Raw genomic sequence first — 17,981 nt, 5'->3', positions numbered from 1 at the left:
GTATGGACTTATACCGCAGGTTGCAGGGGCGACAATCTGTCTCAGCCACGATATTCACAAAACCTTGGCGTGTTGGCAAACCGGCCGGACGCCGGTGTTGAGGCCGGCTTGCTTGATTGGCAGCGGCGCGGGCGCCGTTGTATCGCAATGCTGCGACAGTCGGACGCGATTTATTACAAGGACGCCAATGTTCGTTGCAAAACCTTAATTCCCCGGCCAGCACGCGGTAAGGCGGCAAACTCCATCTTGAGCTCAATCATCTGGCGCGATCCGCGCGATGACCTCAATCATGGAGACTTGCTATGACAGATCGTCGATCCGATTTTTCTTCCGTTCCCTACCATCAAGGCGCGCGGCGCCGTCTGTTCTCCGCGCGCAAGGTCGCGCTGATGGCTTCGGTCGTTGCCGGTCTGGGCGTCGCCGCCTATGGCCTCGATTCCACTTCCGGCGGCTTTGGCATCAGCCCGGCACATGCCCAGGTCAACACCGATGTCGGCAAAGTCGCGCAGCCGACAGGCTTCGCCGACATCGTACAGCGCGTCAAACCGTCGGTAATCTCGGTCAAGGTGACGATGAAAGAGAAGGTCGCGGATGTCAGCGATCGCAGTGACGGATCGGATCAGCCGGGTTCGCCGATGGAGCGTTTCTTCCGTCAATTTGGCGGGCCCGAAGGCACGCCGCCGGGAATGCACGGCCGTCAGGGCGGTCATGGCGTCATGATGGGGCAGGGCTCGGGCTTCTTCATCTCGCCGGACGGCTTTGCCGTGACCAACAACCATGTCGTTGACGGCGCGGACAAGGTCGAAGTCACGACCGACGATGGCAAGACCTATACTGCCAAGGTGATCGGCACGGATGCGCGCACGGATCTGGCGCTGATCAAGGTCGAAGGCGGCGCCGACTTCCCGTATGCGAAGCTCGCCGCCGGCAAGCCGCGTATCGGCGACTGGGTGCTCGCGGTCGGCAATCCCTTCGGTCTCGGTGGGACCGTCACCGCCGGCATCGTTTCCGCCAGCGGCCGCGACATCGGCAATGGCCCGTATGACGATTTCATTCAGATCGACGCACCGGTCAACAAAGGCAATTCGGGTGGACCGGCCTTCAACATGCAGGGCGAAGTCGTCGGCGTGAACACCGCGATCTATTCTCCCTCGGGCGGCAGCGTCGGCATCGCGTTTTCGATTCCCGCTCCGACCGTGAAGAACGTGGTCGCGCAGCTCAAGGACAACGGAAGCGTCACCCGTGGCTGGATCGGCGTTCAGATTCAGCCGGTATCGCAGGACATCGCGGACAATCTCGGCATGAAGAAAGCCGAAGGTGCGATGGTGCTGGAGCCCCAGGCCAATGGCCCCGCGGCCAAGGCCGGCATCGAATCCGGCGACGTCATCACCTCGGTGAACGGTGACGCGGTCAAGGATCCCCGCGAACTCGCCCGTAGCATCGGCGCTCTCGCTCCCGGCGCGGCGGTCAAGCTCACCGTCCTGCACAAAGGCAAGGAGCAGGCCGTCAACCTGACTCTGGGTCAGTTGCCGGCGACGCAGGAAGCGAACGCAACTCCGGATCACGGCGCCGATGTTCCGCGGCTTGGTCTGACGGTCGCGCCCGCAAGCTCGGTCGCGGGCGCCGGCAAGAACGGCGTCGTGGTTACCGGCGTCGATCCGAACAGCAACGCGGCGACGCGCGGCCTCAAGCAGGGTGACGTGATCCTTGAAGTGGCGGGAAAGAGCGTGACGAATCCCGGCGATATCAGCGAGGCGGTCAAAACCGCTCACGCCGATAACAAGAACAGCGTTCTGATGCGCGTTCGCTCCGCCAACGGCTCGCACTACGTGGCCATCCCGCTCGGAAACGGTTGATACCATCGAACCAAAGGCCGCCAGTGCGCATCGCGTGCTGGCGGTCTTTTCGCGTCCGGGGTTTCGAGACAGGCGTTCGAAACACCTTATGGATAAGGTCCCGGTCCCAACTGGCCGATCAGCGGCTTGTCGGTCGGGGCTGGAGAGAGATCGCTGGCGGCGCTGTCGCCGAGGAAGTGATCGAGCGTCGACTGGATCATCTCCTTTGCGGAGTCAGGGCCGCGGTCGCTCATCCAGGTGTGCTGGAACTGGGTGTTGACGATATCGATACCATCCGTCTTGGCCTGCTGCGGGGTCGGCAGCACGCCGGGATCGGTCTGGAAGTTCGGGTCGTGGGAGCGGAACGACAGGATCTTCATCTTGTCGCTGACCACGAACGGCACGCGCAGATTATCCAGCGTGATCACCTTCGAGATTAGCTCCGGGTGGTGGGACGCGAAATACATCGAGACGTCGCCGCCATTGGAATGGCCGACCATGGTCAAATGATCGTAGTCGGCGTTCGGCTCCAGCTTTTGCAACTGCTCGCGCACGAACAGGATGTTGGCTTCGCCGCGATGATAGACCGGCTCGCGGCCGACATAGGGCATGCCGGGCGTGGTCACCAGCGGCGGATCGTCGGGATTATCCTGCTGAATGCTCGCGACCAGATATCCCCGCGCCGCAAGCACGTTGGCCAGAAACGAATACTCGGTGTTCTTGACGGTGTTGCCGTTGCTGATGATCGCGACCGCAAGGTTGGCGTAACCGGCATCGGCCCGCGCCTCGAAATCCCGGCGCACGGCCAGATCCACCGCGATCGGCCGCGACCGCGCGGTGTCGTAGAGGCTTAAAGTGTCGTGTCGAATGGCCCATTTGCTGGCGGCAAAATAGACGCCGGCAATGAGAGCGCAGACGCAGGCCAGTATGGCAAACGCCCTTTTCATGGTTTCCGTCCCGGTCACTTCTCTACTTCTTTAGATATGAGTGAAACGCGCCAGGTTCGAGTTCCGACCGGATGGCGCTGGATTAATTTTGCGAAACCTGTTGTGCCCCGCGATACCTATGCGTTTGGCGCATAGGTGCGGAAAGCAGGCTTTTATTGGTCGATCGAGGGGGAAATGTCGAGGGCTGCGGGCGAAAAGCCACCGGCGGCGGCATGCGACCAAGGTCCGTCAGGCCACGTCAGGCTGCAGCGGCTTTCTGCCGGATCATCGCCACGACCGCATCGAGTATTCTGGTAATCGCGGTGCGCCGATAGGCCCAGCGCTCGTCATTGTCGGGTACCGCAATCACCATGGTGGCGTTGGCTTCGAACAGCAGGAGATCACCGTCGGCATTCACACCGAAATCGATGCCGGCATAATCGAGGCCGAGCGCGTCGCGGATTCCTTCCAGCGCGCGCGTGGCCTTGTCGCCGAGCACCGCCGGCATGTCGGCGAGAAACTTCGCTTCCTCCAGCCGATGGTCCGGTTTGTCGGCCATGTCGGAGGTGAAGTAATGCACTTTCCAGTCGCGCGAGATCGCCAGATGCAGCGGATAGATTTTGCCGCCGATCATCATCACCCGGAATTTGCGCGCGCTGCCGTCAGGGCCGCGGGCGTCGAGATATTCGATCACCAGCAGATCGCTGCCGGGCAGGCTTGCGGCGGCCGCGGGTAAATCGCTGGCGTTCTCGACGATAATGAAATTGCGGCCGGTGTGATAGCCGGGGGAACGCAGCAATAGCGGAAAGCTGAATTGACGATCCGCGATCGTGTCCGTGCCGCCGGGGCCGGCAAGGACATCGCGTGGGATCGCGATGGTGCGCGGGGTTACGACGCCGGGCACGCTGCCGAGCCTGTGCGCATTGCTGATGCGGCCGGTCTTCATGACAGCGCCGGGATCGTTGATGACGGGTGCCGAACTGCGCGCAATCAGGCGTGTCGCTGCCTCGAGCGCGGGCTCGCACAGATCCGCATCGCCGATGGTGTTGAAGATCAGTTGATGCGGCGGCAGCGGGAGCGACGGATCGAGATGATCGGTCACGATCACCGAGGTCAGGAAGACGCAGTCGTCCAGAAACGACGCGGTCGGGATATTGCCGCCGCCGGAGGAGACCAGTTGCAACAGCGCGATCGGCGGCTTGGTGCCGCGATAGGGCAATGTCGAGATCGCGTGACCGCGAAAGCCTTTCCGAAAATGTTCCTGCGCGCCATCGCGATCGCCATTGTCGGCCAGAACCGCGCCGAGGCCCTGATGCGCGCCGGCGTGATCCGGATCGGCTTTCAGCGCCGCTTCATAATGCCCGCGCGCCTGCTCGTGCTTGTTGGCGCGCAACAGCAGATTGGCGAGATTGACATGGCCCATCGGATTTTCGGGGTGATGCGTGATCGCTTCCGCATAGACCCGGCAGGCGGCGTCGATCGCGCCCATGCTCGTGAGCAATGTGCCGAATTCGTTGAGCGCGCTGAAATGCGTCGGCAGCCGCTGCAACAATTCGATGAAAGCCTGCTGCGCTTCCTGCCGCCGGTCGAGCGCGCCGAGCAGCACCGCGCGTTCGATTTCGGTATCGGCCGCATCGGCGTCGCTGCGCCGGTGCACCAGCATTTTCTCGAGCTGCCGCAGCCGCGCTTCCTGCGCCAGCCGGGGACCCCAGCCGCTGCCATCGGCAGCAGGGGGAGAAGTTGCGTTCTGTTTGCGGGCGGTCACGATGCTTGGACGTTCGGTGCTTGGACGTTCGATGCGTGGATGTTCGATGCAGGATCGGCGTCGGTGATTTCCAGATTGCCACTATCGGCTGATTCGTAATCTGCGCGTATCTGCAAATGGCGACCGCGCCGTCTCATCCGTCACGCAATACCGCACGCTTCGTGCGACATTTCTGTGATGGTAAATGATTGATAAATAAGCAGTTTAGACCGATTCCATTCCGCGCTTTTTATGCAACACAAGGCGAAAATCCGCCCCGATATTGTCTGGAAACATCGAGAAACAATAGCGCCGCGCGGCTGGATGATTACGGTGAATTCCAAGTTTTCCGACGGCGTTCTTATTGGAGATCAAATCATGCGAAATGCAAAATTCATTGCGGCAGCCGCCCTTGTTGCCTTCGCGCTGGCTGGCGTCACCGCGGCATCGGCAGCGGATTTGCCCGCCCGTACCTACACCAAGGCGCCGGTCTATGTGGATCCCGGCTTCAACTGGAGCGGCTTCTATCTCGGCGGCAACGTTGGCTATAGCTGGGGCAGGTCGAACAATAGCGAGACGCTCTCGCGCGCGACCACCGGCGTGGGCCTGGTCACCAGCTCGGCCAACAACGACGTTAATGGCGTGATCGGCGGCGGCCAGTTCGGTTACAACTGGCAAATGTCCAATTGGCTGTTCGGCCTCGAAACCGACATTCAGGGCAGTGGCGAGCGTGGATCGTCGCTCTTCACCTGCGTGGCCTGCGCCAATGATGGCAGCAACATTACATCCACTCTGACCCAGAAGCTGGACTGGTTCGGCACCGCGCGCGCGCGCGCCGGCATCCTGGCGACGCCGAACCTGCTTCTGTACGGGACCGGCGGTTTTGCCTACGGTCAAGTCAAGACCGATGGCAGCGTCACCGGAAACACCGCCGCAGGCATTGCCACCACCGTCACGTTCCCCGGCACGTCGTCGACCCGGTCGGGTTGGACCGCCGGTGCCGGCGTCGAAGGCCGCATCGTCAGCAACTGGACCTGGAAGCTCGAATATCTCTACATGGATCTCGGCACCGTCAGCGCCGGTCCGATCGTCGCCACCGGAATTCTGGTGCCGGTCCGCACCACCGGCGCAGTCTCCTATTCGTCGCACTTCACCGACAACATTGTGCGTGTCGGCCTGAACTACATCTTCAACGGCCCGGTGGTCGCGAAGTACTGAGTTCTCCCGAAACTTGCGGTCCAAAAACCTGAAAGTCCAAAAGCCCCGGCATCGTCCGGGGCTTTTTTTATGGTGGAGTGTGGGCGGGACGCTGAAACTTCGCGCTGTCCTCCGGCGAAGATTCGTTGCAGGTATTGGATCAGCCCGGAGGTCCTTTCGTGATCGACGCCGACACCTCAGACATGCCGAAGCAAATCGCCGTGCTCGGCACGCCGATCGAGATCGGCGCGTCGCAGCGCGGCACCCTGATGGGGCCGGCGGCGTTGCGCACCGCCGGACTGGTGACGCTGCTTGGCGGGCTCGGCTTTGAGGTCAGGGATCACGGCGATCTCAGAATCGACGCGGTCACCGAGCTCGACGACGCCGTGCCCGAGAATACAAAACACTACCGGGAAATCCAGCGCTGGATACGCACCCTGAGCGCGCAGGCCTATCAGCTCGCGCGCACCGGTGTGATCCCGATTTTTCTCGGCGGCGATCATTCGCTCTCGATGGGATCGGTCAACGGGATCGCGCGTCATTGCCGCGAGCAGAACCGTGAGCTGTTCGTGCTGTGGCTGGATGCGCATACCGATTACAACACGCCGGCGACGACGATCACCGGCAATATGCACGGGATGTCGGCGGCCTTTCTGTGCGGCGAGCCCGGGCTCGACGGCCTTCTCGGGCAGGAGCCGCGCGCCTCGATCGACCCCGACCAGCTCGAATGTTTCGGCGCGCGCTCGATCGACCGGCTGGAAATGGACCTGCTGCGCGAGCGCCGGATCAGCGTCGCCGATATGCGCCAGATCGACGAATTCGGCGTCGGGGTCCTGATCCGCCGCGTCATCGACAAGGTGAAGGCGCGCGGTGGCGTGCTGCATGTCTCCTTCGATGTGGATTTCCTTGATCCGGGTCTGGCGCCCGGTGTCGGCACCACGGTGCCGGGGGGCGCGACCTATCGCGAGGCGCATCTGATAATGGAGTTGCTGCATGATTCCGGACTGGTGCGGTCCGTCGATATCGTGGAGCTCAATCCGTTCCTCGACGAGCGCGGCCGTACCGCACGCACCGCGGTCGAACTGATCGGCAGCCTGTTCGGCCAGCAGATCACCGATCGGCCAACGCCGACCAACGCGATCGGACGGTAGGGAACGCCGACGGAACCTGGAACCATCGCCGCCGCGCGCGATTGACCTCACAAGGGAAATCTTCAGGTGAGGAAAGCATGGCCGGAAAACAGCCAGAGAAACAGCCGAAGCCGAGATACAGGGGTGTTCAACCCGTGACGGTCGCGTCTGCCGTCGCCGTGTTCGGCCTGCTCGCGATGCTGCTTGTCGATCACGGGCCGTGGAACCATCCCCAGGTGCAGCCTGCCGAAGTCGCCAATTACCAGACCACCGGCGCCGCCGCCCACGCCGTCGGCGCGCAGGTGACGCCGACCGAACCGAAGCGGGAAATCGAACCCACACCGCCGGGCCCAAAGCCCGCACAGCCCGCTGATCCCGTCACGCGGTAGCGGGCCGTGACGCGGTAGCTGCATCCTTCGCGGGTCTGAACCATCAGGGCACCGCAGATACCACGGCGATCCGAGCGAACTGGTAAACTAACGAATGCTCACGAACGTGCCCCAGAGCGCGGCGAGAACGGCGCCGACGAAAACCCAACTGGGGTGATCGCAAAACGTGCTGCCATAACGGCACATCTGGTCGCCGAGCGAGCCGATCTCATGATGATCGGCGGCGTAGAAAAGGCCCGACAGCACAAGCAACACTGCGGCCACGAAATTCATCCGAAATCCTCCCTGAAAGAACGATCATGCGCAATTCCAGGCACGGGCGGCGTCGGTTCGCGGCCTGTGCATCGGAATATTCAGAGGACGCCGATATTACGATTTCGCAAATGAAATCAGAAAACTTTTCAATATAGCCATCAATTTTCGAAAAGTGCGACGGATTTTTTTCGAATTGGCGGTCGCGGGGCCGGGCACCAACGAGTTTGCACCGGTGTGAACGAGTTCACATTCACCAGCCGAGCAAAGTGGTATTCACCGATCATATTCTCGGCGGCAACTTCGGCCTATGGAGGTTGGCATGCTTGGTGATGGCGACGATGCGGGTCACTGTTCCAACGGATTGTCGGCGGCCAATTATCGTGACGCCAATCCGCAAGAGCGCGCCACCTACCGCGCGTGGCTGCGCGGCGTGGCGGTGTTTTACATCACTGTTCTGACGCTTTCAGGCGCGGTCGCCATCCTGACCTACAAGGACGTCGGCCTGACGCAGCTTGCCTCGCTCTATGCCCATGTCACCGCCGGACCGGCGAGCAACGGCAATAGCGTTGCACGACCGCCTGCGAAGTCATCGGACAGCGCCTGGTGGTGACGTCGTCCACCTGGAAGGGGCTTTGGCGGCGCGTTTATTTCTGCTTGGTGTTTTTCATGATTTCAGGATCGCTCGCGGCCGCGCTCGCTTGCGCGATCCTGTTCTGCGCGACGATATCTTCCAGCCGCCCGATGTTTTCCAGCAAGCGATGGCTGGTCAGGACCAGGAAGTAATAGCCGAATTGCGGGTTCTGAAAATAAATCTCCAGAAGCTTCTCATAGGTGATGGTCAGCACGTGACCGTCTTCGATGCATTCCACCGTCGCGGTGCGCTTGTTGTCGGGTGACAGGAATCCGAGTTCGCCCATCAGCCGTCCCGGCGGCAGCTCGACGTTGATTTCCTTGACCAGGAACATCCCGGTCAAGGTCATGAACATTTCGTCGGCGACCTCGTCCTTTTTGAACAACACGTCGCCCTTGCGGTATTTGCGCTCGGTCATGAACGGCTTCAGCCATTCCATCGAGGTATCGCCCTGGGTCGCGGTGCGCGCCTTCTTCACGAGGTTGAGCATTTGACGCAGACGATAGGCGTTGATGGGGACCATCAGGAGATACAGAAAGAACGTTGTGATGCTCCCGGCCAGCGCGCCGAACGCGGCGAAAAAGGCGCAGCCGATCATGTTCGCCACCCGCAACGGCACCATGGTCTGCGTCAGCAAGGTGGCGACAAAGAAGATGGCGCCGATCAGCGCAAACATGTTGGCGAGGGTGATGTTGGCCAGAAAGATTTCCAGCAGGCGGTTGAAGATCGCGTCATAGGTGACGTTGTTGGGATCGAGCCCGAGCTGCACCAGGATCTTGGCGACCCGCAGATTGTCCGCCGCAGTATTGAGAATGCGGTCCATCGTCTGCGACAGGTCTGCGCTGGGCGTCATCGGGTCCCCCGGGCAAAAGTACCGGCAATCGCCTGAAATCCCGGACTGGACGAACATAGGGGTTTGGCAGCCATAAAGGCAGTTACTAACGGTACCTGTGTTCCCGATCAACTCTTACCGGGCGGGTGGGGCGCCCGCCATTGGTCTGAAGGACCATCGGCCGTTCGGGGGAGGGGCTCTGCGGGCCGATGGCGACACCGGGCTGGGAGAGCCATCCCACAAACCCTTGCGGCGAACCCTTGCGGCAAACCTTTACGGATTGAGCGGCGCAAGCGCGTCGCGCAGGGTCGCGCTCGAAATCCCCATCAGCCCGGTGAAGGGGTTATCCAGCTCCAGGACCAGAAAGATCGCGCCGGCGAATGACACGGCGCAGACCAACAGCGACGCCATCACCACCGGATTGGCTTTTGCAAACAAGGTGAAGCTGACGAAAATCGCGCTGAGCCAGAAAACCAGAATGATCAAAAACGGCGCCGGGATCGACCCGCCGGCCTGCGCAAACAGCAGCAGCCGGGTCTGTGCGCCTTCGGCAAAGGTTGCGACGGCGCGCGATTGCAGCGCGCGTTGCGTGTCGTTGCCCGGCGACAGACGTTCCAGCTCGGTTTCAAAGGTTGACGACTGGGCGCTGGATTCGAACGGAACGGGCCTGCCAAGTGAAGCTTTCTGTTCATTCCAGATGCGGTCCGCCGCCGGTTGGACGGCCTGCCGCAGGCGAATACGGACCGGCTTTGCGTCCGGCCCGTATTGCGCAAGCAGATTGTCGAGCAGGATGACCGAGGCGGTCAATTGCCTGACCTGGGTGGTTTTCTGGTCGAACGAACTCTTCGCCGATGCGATCAACAGACCCAATACCAATGCGGCCAATGTGCCGATCAGGCCGGTTGCCATTTTCACGACGTCTTTCGAGTCCGGTTGCAGATGGCTTTCCGCCAACAGCGGCCGGATGGCCATCCCGGCAAGGGCGCCGCCAAAGATCACCGCGAAAACGAGCAGCGAGATCAGGAGGTCGTTCATCGATGTCTCCGTTGTCTCCAGTGGCCGATTGCCGCCTGGTCAGGACGCCGCCATGGTTGCCGGTCTTGCCAGCATCGATCGCCGGTCGTGAATCAAATTCTCCAGCCGATGGGCTGTTACATTCAGGGTGGCGTCATCGACGGCGTCCTCGTCGCCACCGGCGGATCTGGCGCGCTGCGCCTTGAGGATGTCGTCGATCTCCTCCTCGATATCCGACAGCTCGGCCTCGGTGCCGGCCTTGCGGATCCGGCGTCCCAGCGCGTAAAGCGAATCCAGCGGACCTTGCGTTGGTATGGGCGTGCCGAGGCCGAGAAACTTCCAGGCGGCGGCCAGTACGGTGGCCGCGCCTCCCAGCAACATCGGCGTCAGGTAAATCCAGTTGCCATATTCATCCATGAAGCTTTGCTGGGTGCCGTTGTAGAAGGCGGCGGCGCCGGGGTGCAGCGGAAGGTAGGCGTCCGCGTCGGTGCTGGGTGCTGTGATTTGCGCGAAAATCGGTTGCTCGGTCAGCAGATCACGGCGCACGCGCATGATCGTCTGCGTGAGGCTGGTGACCAGATCGGTGCCGAGCTTCTTGTTCGCGACCAGATAGAGCGTGGCGCGCAGTGTCGTCAGGTCATCTTCGGGAACGGGCGGGGCGCCGCGCAGGGTGCCCTTGGGCACGTCAAAACTTTCGTAAGCACGCTCGATTTCTGCGATCGCACCTGCGGATTCGATCGGGATCAGGACCGGCAACGCCTTTGGTCCCTGTTGCAGGAAGCTTCGAACCTGGGAGAGATATTTTTCGGTCAGCGGGATCACGACCAGCAGCGCGGCAACTTCTTTTGATTCAAGCGCGCGCCGGGCGTCCTGCGGGACGATATCCCGGAACGTCTTGTTGCGATCGAGCCCATATTCCTTGCTCAGCACGTCGGCGATTTTGGCATTGGTGTCGCCGCCGATCACGCCGATGCGGTGGCCTTTCAACTTGTCCGGGCTGCTGATGGAAGAGCCGGGCAGCGCGATAAGGAGCGCGACCACATGGCTCACGACGACGACGGCCTGGGCCTGCGACAAGTCGCCGACATCACCGCGAACGACAGCAAGATCCACCTTGCCGGCCGCAAACGCCTTGGCGGCTTCGATGGCGTTGCCGCTGTCGACGACCTTGAGCCGCACCGGTGCGTTGGTGGCAACGAGGCGGCTGGCGAGCGCCGACATCATCCTGGCCGCCTCGCCGTCGATCGAACCGGCCGCGACGGTCAATGTCGTCGGACGCGTATAGTACCGATAGGCCAGCAGGCTCGCGCCTGAAACGAGACCGATCGCGCCGAGAAGCAGAACCAGACGCAGCCATAGCGGCAGATTCAGCGACGTCATGGTCGTCCCCCTGAGCCGTAACGGACGCTGTTTTGGAAAAAAGCGCCCCCGCGCCGATCAAACGTCGCGTCAGGCTCGACCGCCGCAGCGCCTCAGACGAAGCAAGTCAGGTATGCTGACGCTCTGGTTCGCTGTTTACGTTTGCCGGCTGATTTTGCCGCCGATGCAACTTGGGAGCAAGCAGCCTCGTTGTCGCACGCGCGGAAAGTCAGCCAGACGATCGCGTTTCAATCGGTGCCGTCAGACCCGCTGAATTCCTTGTGCGCCTCGTCGTGCCTGGCCAGGACAAGAGGAGACGACACGACACAACGCCGCTCCCGCCCGGCGACGCGAGCTGGAAACTCACAGGGGCCAATCGATCCTCGTGACCGGCGAGCAGGAGGCGATACTCACTGATGACGAGCGCGGTCCGGTATGATAGAAATATGACGATCGAACGCAACGAATAAAGCATCACGCGGGGCGCGGTGGGGCATGACGATTTCGGAAATTGATTTTAGCGTGTTGACCGGCAATGGAATTGAGGCGCACTCGTTCAAGGCCGGTGAAGTCATCTTCAGGGAAAGCGACGAAGCTCAACAGCTCTTTGTCATCAAGAGCGGCGCGGTCACCATCCAGTCGGGCAATCGAAAGCTGGCCGAGCTCTCGACCAATGAAATCTTCGGCGAGATGGCGCTGATCGACGACGCGCCGCGCAGCGCGACCGCGGTGGCGAAGACCGATGTCGAGCTTGTCCCCATCTCGGAAAAACAATTTCTTTTTCTGGTCGGCCAGACTCCGTTTTTTGCGCTCAAGGTGATGCGCGTCCTGGCAAGAAGGCTCAGGGCGACCAGCAAATCGTTCTGACTGGCGTAGATACGCGGCAGCGCGCGCCCTGGTTTTAGTCAGTTCACGCGATCGTGCGTGCGGCGGCCATGAGTGCGACCTGATCGCGGCACTATATGTTTGATGAACAAGGCGGTGTTGCCGACGCTGAAACGTTAACGGCCTGAAGCTTGGATGACCAGAAGCTTGAGGGTCGAAAGCTTTAACGACAAAGCGCGGGGAACACCCCCGAGGCGAGTACGTTGTTTTGCGTATCATGGCAGGTTGGGACGGGGTGTCGCACCCCAGAGTTCCCGAAGGAGTCGAGTTGCCGAACGGCAGACGCCTTAATTGTTACCGTTTAACGCGCAAAAACCGGACTTCAGTAGTAATCCGGATGTTGCGGCACGGTGACATCTTGCAGAAAATCCATCTATTTTTGTCGATCACCACAGCTCTAGCACAAGTATTGCATTGCGTCAGAGAGTCAGACGCGTGTCCAATACGTTCATGTGCTGATGCTGATTCGCGGCGGGTAGCACTCCAATGACGCAGGAGTATGACGCCCGTCCAGTAGCGCAGCCAACCAGACGAGGAGAGGGACTCATGTACAACGATTCTCTGTTCAATGCGTTCGCTAGGTCCTTCGAGGCCCGTAGCGAGACCGACATGTCGATGGCGGAATATCTGGAGTCATGTCGCGGAGATCCGATGCGATATGCCAATGCGGCCGAAAGGTTGTTGGCGGCGATCGGTGAGCCTCAAATGATCGACACGGCCAAGGATCCCCGCCTTGGCCGTATTTTTTTGAACCGCACCATGCGCGCCTATCCGGCCTTCGCCGGATTCCATGGCATGGAAGAAACCATCGAGCGCATCGTCGGCTTCTTCCGGCATGCCGCGCAAGGTCTCGAAGAGCGCAAGCAGATTCTCTATCTGCTGGGCCCGGTCGGCGGCGGCAAGTCGTCGCTCGCCGAGCGGCTGAAGTCGCTGATGGAAGTTCATCCCATCTATGTGCTCAAGGCCGGCGACGAACTCAGCCCGGTGTTCGAGAGCCCGCTCAGCCTGTTCGACCCGGACCAGCTCGGGCCGATGATCGAGGAGAAGTACGGCATTCCGCGCCGCCGTCTCACGGGACTGATGAGCCCATGGTGCTACAAGCGGCTTGAAGCCTTCGGCGGCGACATCTCGCGCTTTCGCGTCGCCAAGATCCAGCCGTCGCGGCTGCGCCAGATCGCGATCGCCAAGACCGAGCCGGGCGACGAGAACAACCAGGACATCTCCTCGCTGGTCGGCAAGGTCGATATCCGCAAGCTCGAGACCTACGCCCAGAACGATCCCGACGCCTACAGCTACTCCGGCGGCCTTAACCGCGCCAACCAGGGCGTGCTTGAATTCGTCGAGATGTTCAAGGCGCCGATCAAGATGCTGCATCCGCTTCTGACCGCGACCCAGGAAGGCAACTACATCGGCACCGAGAATATCGGCGCGATCCCCTTCACCGGCGTGATCCTGGCGCATTCGAACGAATCCGAATGGCAGAGCTTCAAGTCCAACAAGAACAATGAAGCGTTCATCGACCGTATCTGCGTCATCAAGGTGCCGTACTGCCTGCGGGTCACCGAAGAACAGAAGATCTACGAGAAGCTGATCTCGGGCTCCGAACTCGCCGCCGCGCCCTGCGCGCCGGCGACGCTGGAAACGCTGGCGCGGTTTTCGGTGATGTCGCGCCTGCGCAAGCACGAGAACTCGACCACCTTTGCCAAGATGCGGGTCTATGACGGCGAAAGCCTGAAGGAGTCCGATCCCAAGGCGCGCAGCGTTCAAGAGTACAAGGATGCCGCCGGCGTCGACGAAGGCATGGACGGCGTCTCGACGCGGTTCGCGTTCAAGGTGCTGGCCGCGACCTTCAACCACGACACGTCGGAACTCGGCGCCGATCCCGTGCATCTGATGTATGCGCTGGAGCAGTCGATCCGCCGCGAGCAACTGCCCGAGGAAATCGAGAAGCGCTATCTCGAATTCATCAAGGCCGAGCTGGTGCCGCGCTATGCGGAATTCATCGGCAACGAAATCCAGAAGGCGTATCTGGAATCCTATTCGGATTACGGCCAGAACCTGTTCGACCGTTATGTCGATTACGCCGACGCCTGGATCGAGGATCAGGACTTCAAGGACCCCGACACCAACCAATTGCTCAACCGGGAACTGCTCAACCAGGAACTGACCAAGATCGAGAAGCCCGCGGGGATCGCCAACCCCAAGGACTTCCGCAACGAGGTCGTCAAGTTCTCGCTGCGCTCGCGGGCCCAGCACGGCGGCAAGAATCCGTCCTGGACCTCCTACGAGAAAATCCGCGAAGTGATCGAAAAGCGGATATTCTCCCAGGTCGAGGATCTGCTTCCGGTGATCTCGTTCGGTTCCAAGAAGGACGGCGATACCGAGAAGAAGCACGGCGAGTTCGTCGCGCGAATGGTGGAGCGCGGTTATACCGAGCGCCAGGTTCGCAGGCTCGTCGAATGGTACATGCGTGTGAAACAAGCCGGCTGAGGCTGAGGCAGATGCAAGGGTGGCCATGCACATCGTCGATCGGCGACTAAATCCAGGCAGCAAGAGCCTGGAAAACCGCCAACGCTTCCTGCGCCGTGCCAAGGCCCTGGTGCAGGGCGCCGTCAAGAAGTCCTCCCAGGACCGCGACATCAAGGATGTCCTGGAGGGCGGCGAGGTTTCCATTCCCCTCGATGGAATGAACGAGCCTCGCTTTCACCGCGAAGGCGGCACCCGCGACATGGTGCTGCCGGGCAACAAGAAGTTCATCGAAGGCGACCGGCTGCCGCGTTCCGGCGGCGGCGAGGGCCGCGGCAAGGCGTCCGATCCAGGCGAGGGGGACGGCGAGGATGCGTTCCGCTTCGTTCTCAGCCGCGACGAATTTGTCGATCTGTTTCTCGACGATCTCGAATTGCCCGATCTCGCCAAGCGCAAGCTCGCCGATGTCGAAAGTACGAGTCTGTCACGGGCAGGCTACGCCACGTCAGGCTCGCCGGCGAATATTTCGGTCAGTCGCACGGTGCGTCTTGCGATGGCGCGGCGGGTGGCGTTGCGGCGGCCGCGGCCGGAGACCATTGCCGAACTCGAGGCCGAAATTGCCGAGAGTGAAGGCGCGCGCCGCGACGAGCTGATGGCGCAGCTCGAAGCGCTGCAGGCCAAGATGCGGCGCATTCCGTTCATCGATCCGATCGACATCCGCTATCGCCGCTTCGAGAATACGCCGAAGCCGGTGGCGCAGGCCGTGATGTTCTGCCTGATGGACGTCTCAGGCTCGATGTCCGAACACATGAAGGATCTCGCCAAGCGCTTCTACATGCTGCTCTACGTGTTCCTGACCCGGCGCTACAAGCATGTCGAGATCGTCTTCATTCGCCACACCGACCGCGCCGAAGAGGTCGACGAGGACACCTTCTTCCATGGCCCGGCTTCGGGCGGCACCATGGTGTCGAGCGCGCTGCAGGCGATGCATGAGATCGTCCGTTCAAGATTCCGTCCCGATGACTGGAACATCTACGCGGCGCAGGCCTCCGACGGCGACAATTCGATTTCCGACGGCGCCGTTACCGGGCGGCTTTTGACCGAAATGATCCTTCCGGTCAGCCAGTTCTTTGCTTATCTGGAAGTCGGCGAGTCCAATGGCAGCACGTTCGAGATGCCGGATTCCTCGCTGTGGTCGCTGTATCAGAAGCTGCGTGCCGAAGGCGCGCCGCTGTCGATGCGCAAGGTCAGCGACCGCAGCGAAATCTTTCCGGTGTTTCATGACTTGTTCCAGCGCCGCGCACCGCAGGAGAAAGCCGCGCCATGACAGACACTGCGACAGCCGAGACGGCATCAGCCGAGCGCCTGTTCGAGGGCGCGGACTGGGATTTCCCGACCCTGCAGCGGATTCACGACGCCTGCGAGGAAGTCGCGCTGAACGAACTCGGGCTCGATGTCTATCCCAACCAGATCGAGATCATCACCGCCGAGCAGATGCTGGATGCGTATTCCTCGTCCGGCATGCCGCTGTTCTACAAGCACTGGTCGTTCGGAAAGCATTTCGCGCATCACGAGGCGTTCTATCGCAAGGGCCTTCGCGGACTCGCCTATGAGATCGTGATCAATTCCTCGCCGTGCATTTCCTATCTGATGGAGGAAAACACCGCGACCATGCAGACGCTGGTGATCGCGCATGCCGCGTTCGGCCACAATCATTTCTTCAAGAACAATTATTTGTTCCGGCAATGGACCGACGCGCAGGGCATTCTCGATTATCTCGATTTCGCCAAGAGCTATGTCGCACAATGCGAGGAGCGTTACGGCCGCGTCGCGGTGGAGCAGACGCTGGATGCGGCGCATGCGCTGATGTCGCATGGCATCGATCGCTATCCCGGCAAGAAGAATCTCGATCTGCGCGCCGAGGAAAAGCGCGCCGGCGAGCGCCGCGCCCATGAAGAGAGCGCGTTCAACGATCTGTGGCGCACCATTCCGACCGGGCCGATCAAGAGCGCGGAACTGCTCAACGTCGAACGGCGCCGCAAGCTCTTAGGTTTGCCGCAGGAAAACATCCTGTACTTCCTGGAAAAGACCGCGCCGCGCCTGCAATCCTGGCAACGCGAAATCCTGCGGATCGTGCGCCACATCGCGCAGTATTTCTATCCGCAGAGCCAGACCAAGGTGATGAACGAGGGTACCGCGACCTATGTGCATTACCGCATCATGACGCGGCTGCACGAGCAGGGCCGGCTCACCGACGGCAATTTCCTCGAATTTCTGCAGTCGCACACCAATGTGGTGTTTCAGCCGGAATTCGACGACCAGCGCTTCTCGGGCTTCAATCCCTATGCGCTCGGCTTTGCGATGATGCAGGACATCGAGCGCATCGTCACCGATCCCGATGACGAGGACCGCGAGTGGTTTCCCGAAATCGCCGGCAAGGGCGACGTGATGGGCGTGCTGCGCGATATCTGGGCCAATTACCGCGATGAGAGTTTCATCAGCCAGTTTCTCAGCCCGCGGCTGATCCGAAACCTGCGCCTGTTTCATCTGCACGACGATCCCGCGGATAGCGAAGGCATTCTCGTTGACGCGATTCACGATGCGCGCGGCTATCGCCGGATTCGCCGCGAACTGGCGCGGCAATATGATGTCGGCTACATCGATCCCAATATCGAAGTGGTCGATGTCGATCTCGCCGGCGACCGCCGGCTGATGCTGCGGCATGTGGTGGTGAAGGGCGCCCAGTTGAACGAGACCGAAACCAGGCGCGTGCTCCAGCACCTCGCAGACCTCTGGACCTATGACGTATCGCTGGTTGAGGTGGATACCAAGGACACGGTTTTGAAGGAGTATGTGCTCCATCCGCGGGCGATGGCGGCCGCCGCGTAGGGCGGTCGCGGCCACCCAAAAAAGGCCCGCCGCGGCCCCAATCTCCTGGCTTTCGTGCGAAAACGCCCTGAAAAAGTTCCCCTCGGCCGGCTCCCGTAAAATCCCGGTGGATATTCTGTGGCGTCACCAAATCATCGTTTTGGGTGCCGAATTCCGCCCCATTCCCTGCAAGATAGTGGCCAGGGTATTTATTGGGCGACTATTTGGGAACTTGGGATATGGCCTCGAAACGGACTGAAATGGCTATCGAAAAGATCGTCGCAGCGTGCGACGGCAACATGCGCGGCGCGCTTGAAGCGCTGCTGCTCGTCAACGAGCATCTCGAAGCGGAACTGCATCAGCTTTATGCAGCCGTTTCATTTGTCGGCCGGGACGAATACTGCGAGACGATGCACTGACGCGCTGAACCAAGAGCGTTCCGCGTCAGAG

16 protein-coding genes are annotated in these 17,981 nt (G+C 61.1%); 10 read left to right on the top strand and 6 right to left on the bottom strand.

Features of this window, described 5'->3' with window-relative positions:
- Nucleotides 1-302 precede the first annotated feature (302 nt).
- The gene (locus HB676_RS27505) at nt 303-1,856 is read left to right on the top strand and encodes a Do family serine endopeptidase (protein ID WP_213741622.1); all 1,554 of its coding nucleotides are present in this window, start codon (nt 303-305) and stop codon (nt 1,854-1,856) included.
- Between the two features lie 86 nt (nt 1,857-1,942).
- Here the strand turns inward: HB676_RS27505 and HB676_RS27500 are convergent, their stop codons facing one another.
- Complete coding sequence (locus HB676_RS27500; RefSeq protein WP_213741621.1) at nt 1,943-2,782, bottom strand: alpha/beta fold hydrolase; 840 nt, start codon at nt 2,780-2,782, stop codon at nt 1,943-1,945.
- Nucleotides 2,783-3,020: 238 nt separating this feature from the next.
- Nucleotides 3,021-4,526 (bottom strand): tetratricopeptide repeat protein, encoded by a 1,506-nt coding sequence (locus HB676_RS27495; RefSeq protein WP_213741620.1) that lies wholly within the window; start codon nt 4,524-4,526, stop codon nt 3,021-3,023.
- 357 nt (nt 4,527-4,883) lie between these two features.
- Here HB676_RS27495 and HB676_RS27490 point away from each other — a divergent pair, with 357 nt between their 5' ends.
- The 3 genes from HB676_RS27490 (at nt 4,884) to HB676_RS27480 (ending at nt 7,221) form a co-directional block, all read left to right on the top strand.
- Nucleotides 4,884-5,723: an outer membrane beta-barrel protein gene (locus HB676_RS27490; protein ID WP_213741619.1), complete on the top strand. Its 840-nt coding sequence runs from the start codon at nt 4,884-4,886 to the stop codon at nt 5,721-5,723.
- Between the two features lie 158 nt (nt 5,724-5,881).
- Complete coding sequence (gene rocF, locus HB676_RS27485) at nt 5,882-6,853, top strand: arginase (RefSeq protein WP_213741618.1); 972 nt, start codon at nt 5,882-5,884, stop codon at nt 6,851-6,853.
- A 134-nt stretch (nt 6,854-6,987) separates the two neighbouring features.
- The gene (locus HB676_RS27480; RefSeq protein WP_213741617.1) at nt 6,988-7,221 is read left to right on the top strand and encodes a hypothetical protein; all 234 of its coding nucleotides are present in this window, start codon (nt 6,988-6,990) and stop codon (nt 7,219-7,221) included.
- Nucleotides 7,222-7,308: 87 nt separating this feature from the next.
- Here HB676_RS27480 and HB676_RS27475 read toward each other — a convergent pair whose 3' ends face one another.
- Complete coding sequence (locus tag HB676_RS27475; protein ID WP_213741616.1) at nt 7,309-7,494, bottom strand: hypothetical protein; 186 nt, start codon at nt 7,492-7,494, stop codon at nt 7,309-7,311.
- Between the two features lie 301 nt (nt 7,495-7,795).
- On the opposite strand from HB676_RS27475, the gene HB676_RS27470 reads away from it, so the two are divergent.
- Nucleotides 7,796-8,086: a hypothetical protein gene (locus tag HB676_RS27470; RefSeq protein ID WP_213741615.1), complete on the top strand. Its 291-nt coding sequence runs from the start codon at nt 7,796-7,798 to the stop codon at nt 8,084-8,086.
- 34 nt (nt 8,087-8,120) lie between these two features.
- On the opposite strand, the gene HB676_RS27465 is transcribed toward HB676_RS27470, so the two are convergent.
- The 3 genes from HB676_RS27465 to HB676_RS27455 form a co-directional block, all read right to left on the bottom strand.
- Nucleotides 8,121-8,960, bottom strand: coding sequence for a cyclic nucleotide-binding domain-containing protein (locus HB676_RS27465; RefSeq protein ID WP_213741614.1), 840 nt, complete (start codon nt 8,958-8,960; stop codon nt 8,121-8,123).
- Between the two features lie 252 nt (nt 8,961-9,212).
- On the bottom strand, nt 9,213-9,974 hold the full coding sequence (locus tag HB676_RS27460) for a DUF4239 domain-containing protein (RefSeq protein ID WP_213741613.1): 762 nt from the start codon (nt 9,972-9,974) through the stop codon (nt 9,213-9,215).
- A gap of 39 nt (nt 9,975-10,013) precedes the next feature.
- A complete protein-coding gene (locus HB676_RS27455) occupies nt 10,014-11,333 on the bottom strand; it encodes a TAXI family TRAP transporter solute-binding subunit (protein WP_213741612.1) in 1,320 nt (439 codons plus the stop codon).
- A gap of 474 nt (nt 11,334-11,807) precedes the next feature.
- Between HB676_RS27455 and HB676_RS27450 the strand changes: the two genes are divergently transcribed.
- From HB676_RS27450 to HB676_RS27430, 5 genes are all read left to right on the top strand, one after another.
- On the top strand, nt 11,808-12,179 hold the full coding sequence (locus HB676_RS27450) for a cyclic nucleotide-binding domain-containing protein (RefSeq protein WP_213741611.1): 372 nt from the start codon (nt 11,808-11,810) through the stop codon (nt 12,177-12,179).
- 564 nt (nt 12,180-12,743) lie between these two features.
- On the top strand, nt 12,744-14,687 hold the full coding sequence (locus tag HB676_RS27445) for a PrkA family serine protein kinase (protein ID WP_213741610.1): 1,944 nt from the start codon (nt 12,744-12,746) through the stop codon (nt 14,685-14,687).
- A gap of 25 nt (nt 14,688-14,712) precedes the next feature.
- Entirely contained in the window at nt 14,713-15,990 is a 1,278-nt protein-coding gene (locus HB676_RS27440; protein WP_213741609.1) for a YeaH/YhbH family protein, read from the top strand.
- Nucleotides 15,987-17,552 carry a SpoVR family protein gene (locus HB676_RS27435; protein ID WP_213741608.1) on the top strand — a complete coding sequence of 522 codons (1,566 nt, stop codon included), beginning with the start codon at nt 15,987-15,989 and terminating at the stop codon, nt 17,550-17,552. The genes HB676_RS27440 and HB676_RS27435 overlap by 4 nt, the downstream gene beginning before the upstream one ends.
- 218 nt (nt 17,553-17,770) lie before the next feature.
- Entirely contained in the window at nt 17,771-17,950 is a 180-nt protein-coding gene (locus HB676_RS27430; protein ID WP_213741659.1) for a hypothetical protein, read from the top strand.
- Nucleotides 17,951-17,981 lie beyond the last annotated feature (31 nt).

The organism is Bradyrhizobium sp. dw_411, from assembly GCF_018449695.1.
In the GTDB taxonomy this organism is placed as follows: domain Bacteria; phylum Pseudomonadota; class Alphaproteobacteria; order Rhizobiales; family Xanthobacteraceae; genus Bradyrhizobium.
Note: the sequence above shows the minus strand (reverse complement) of the source record. Positions and strands in the feature narration are given on the sequence as shown.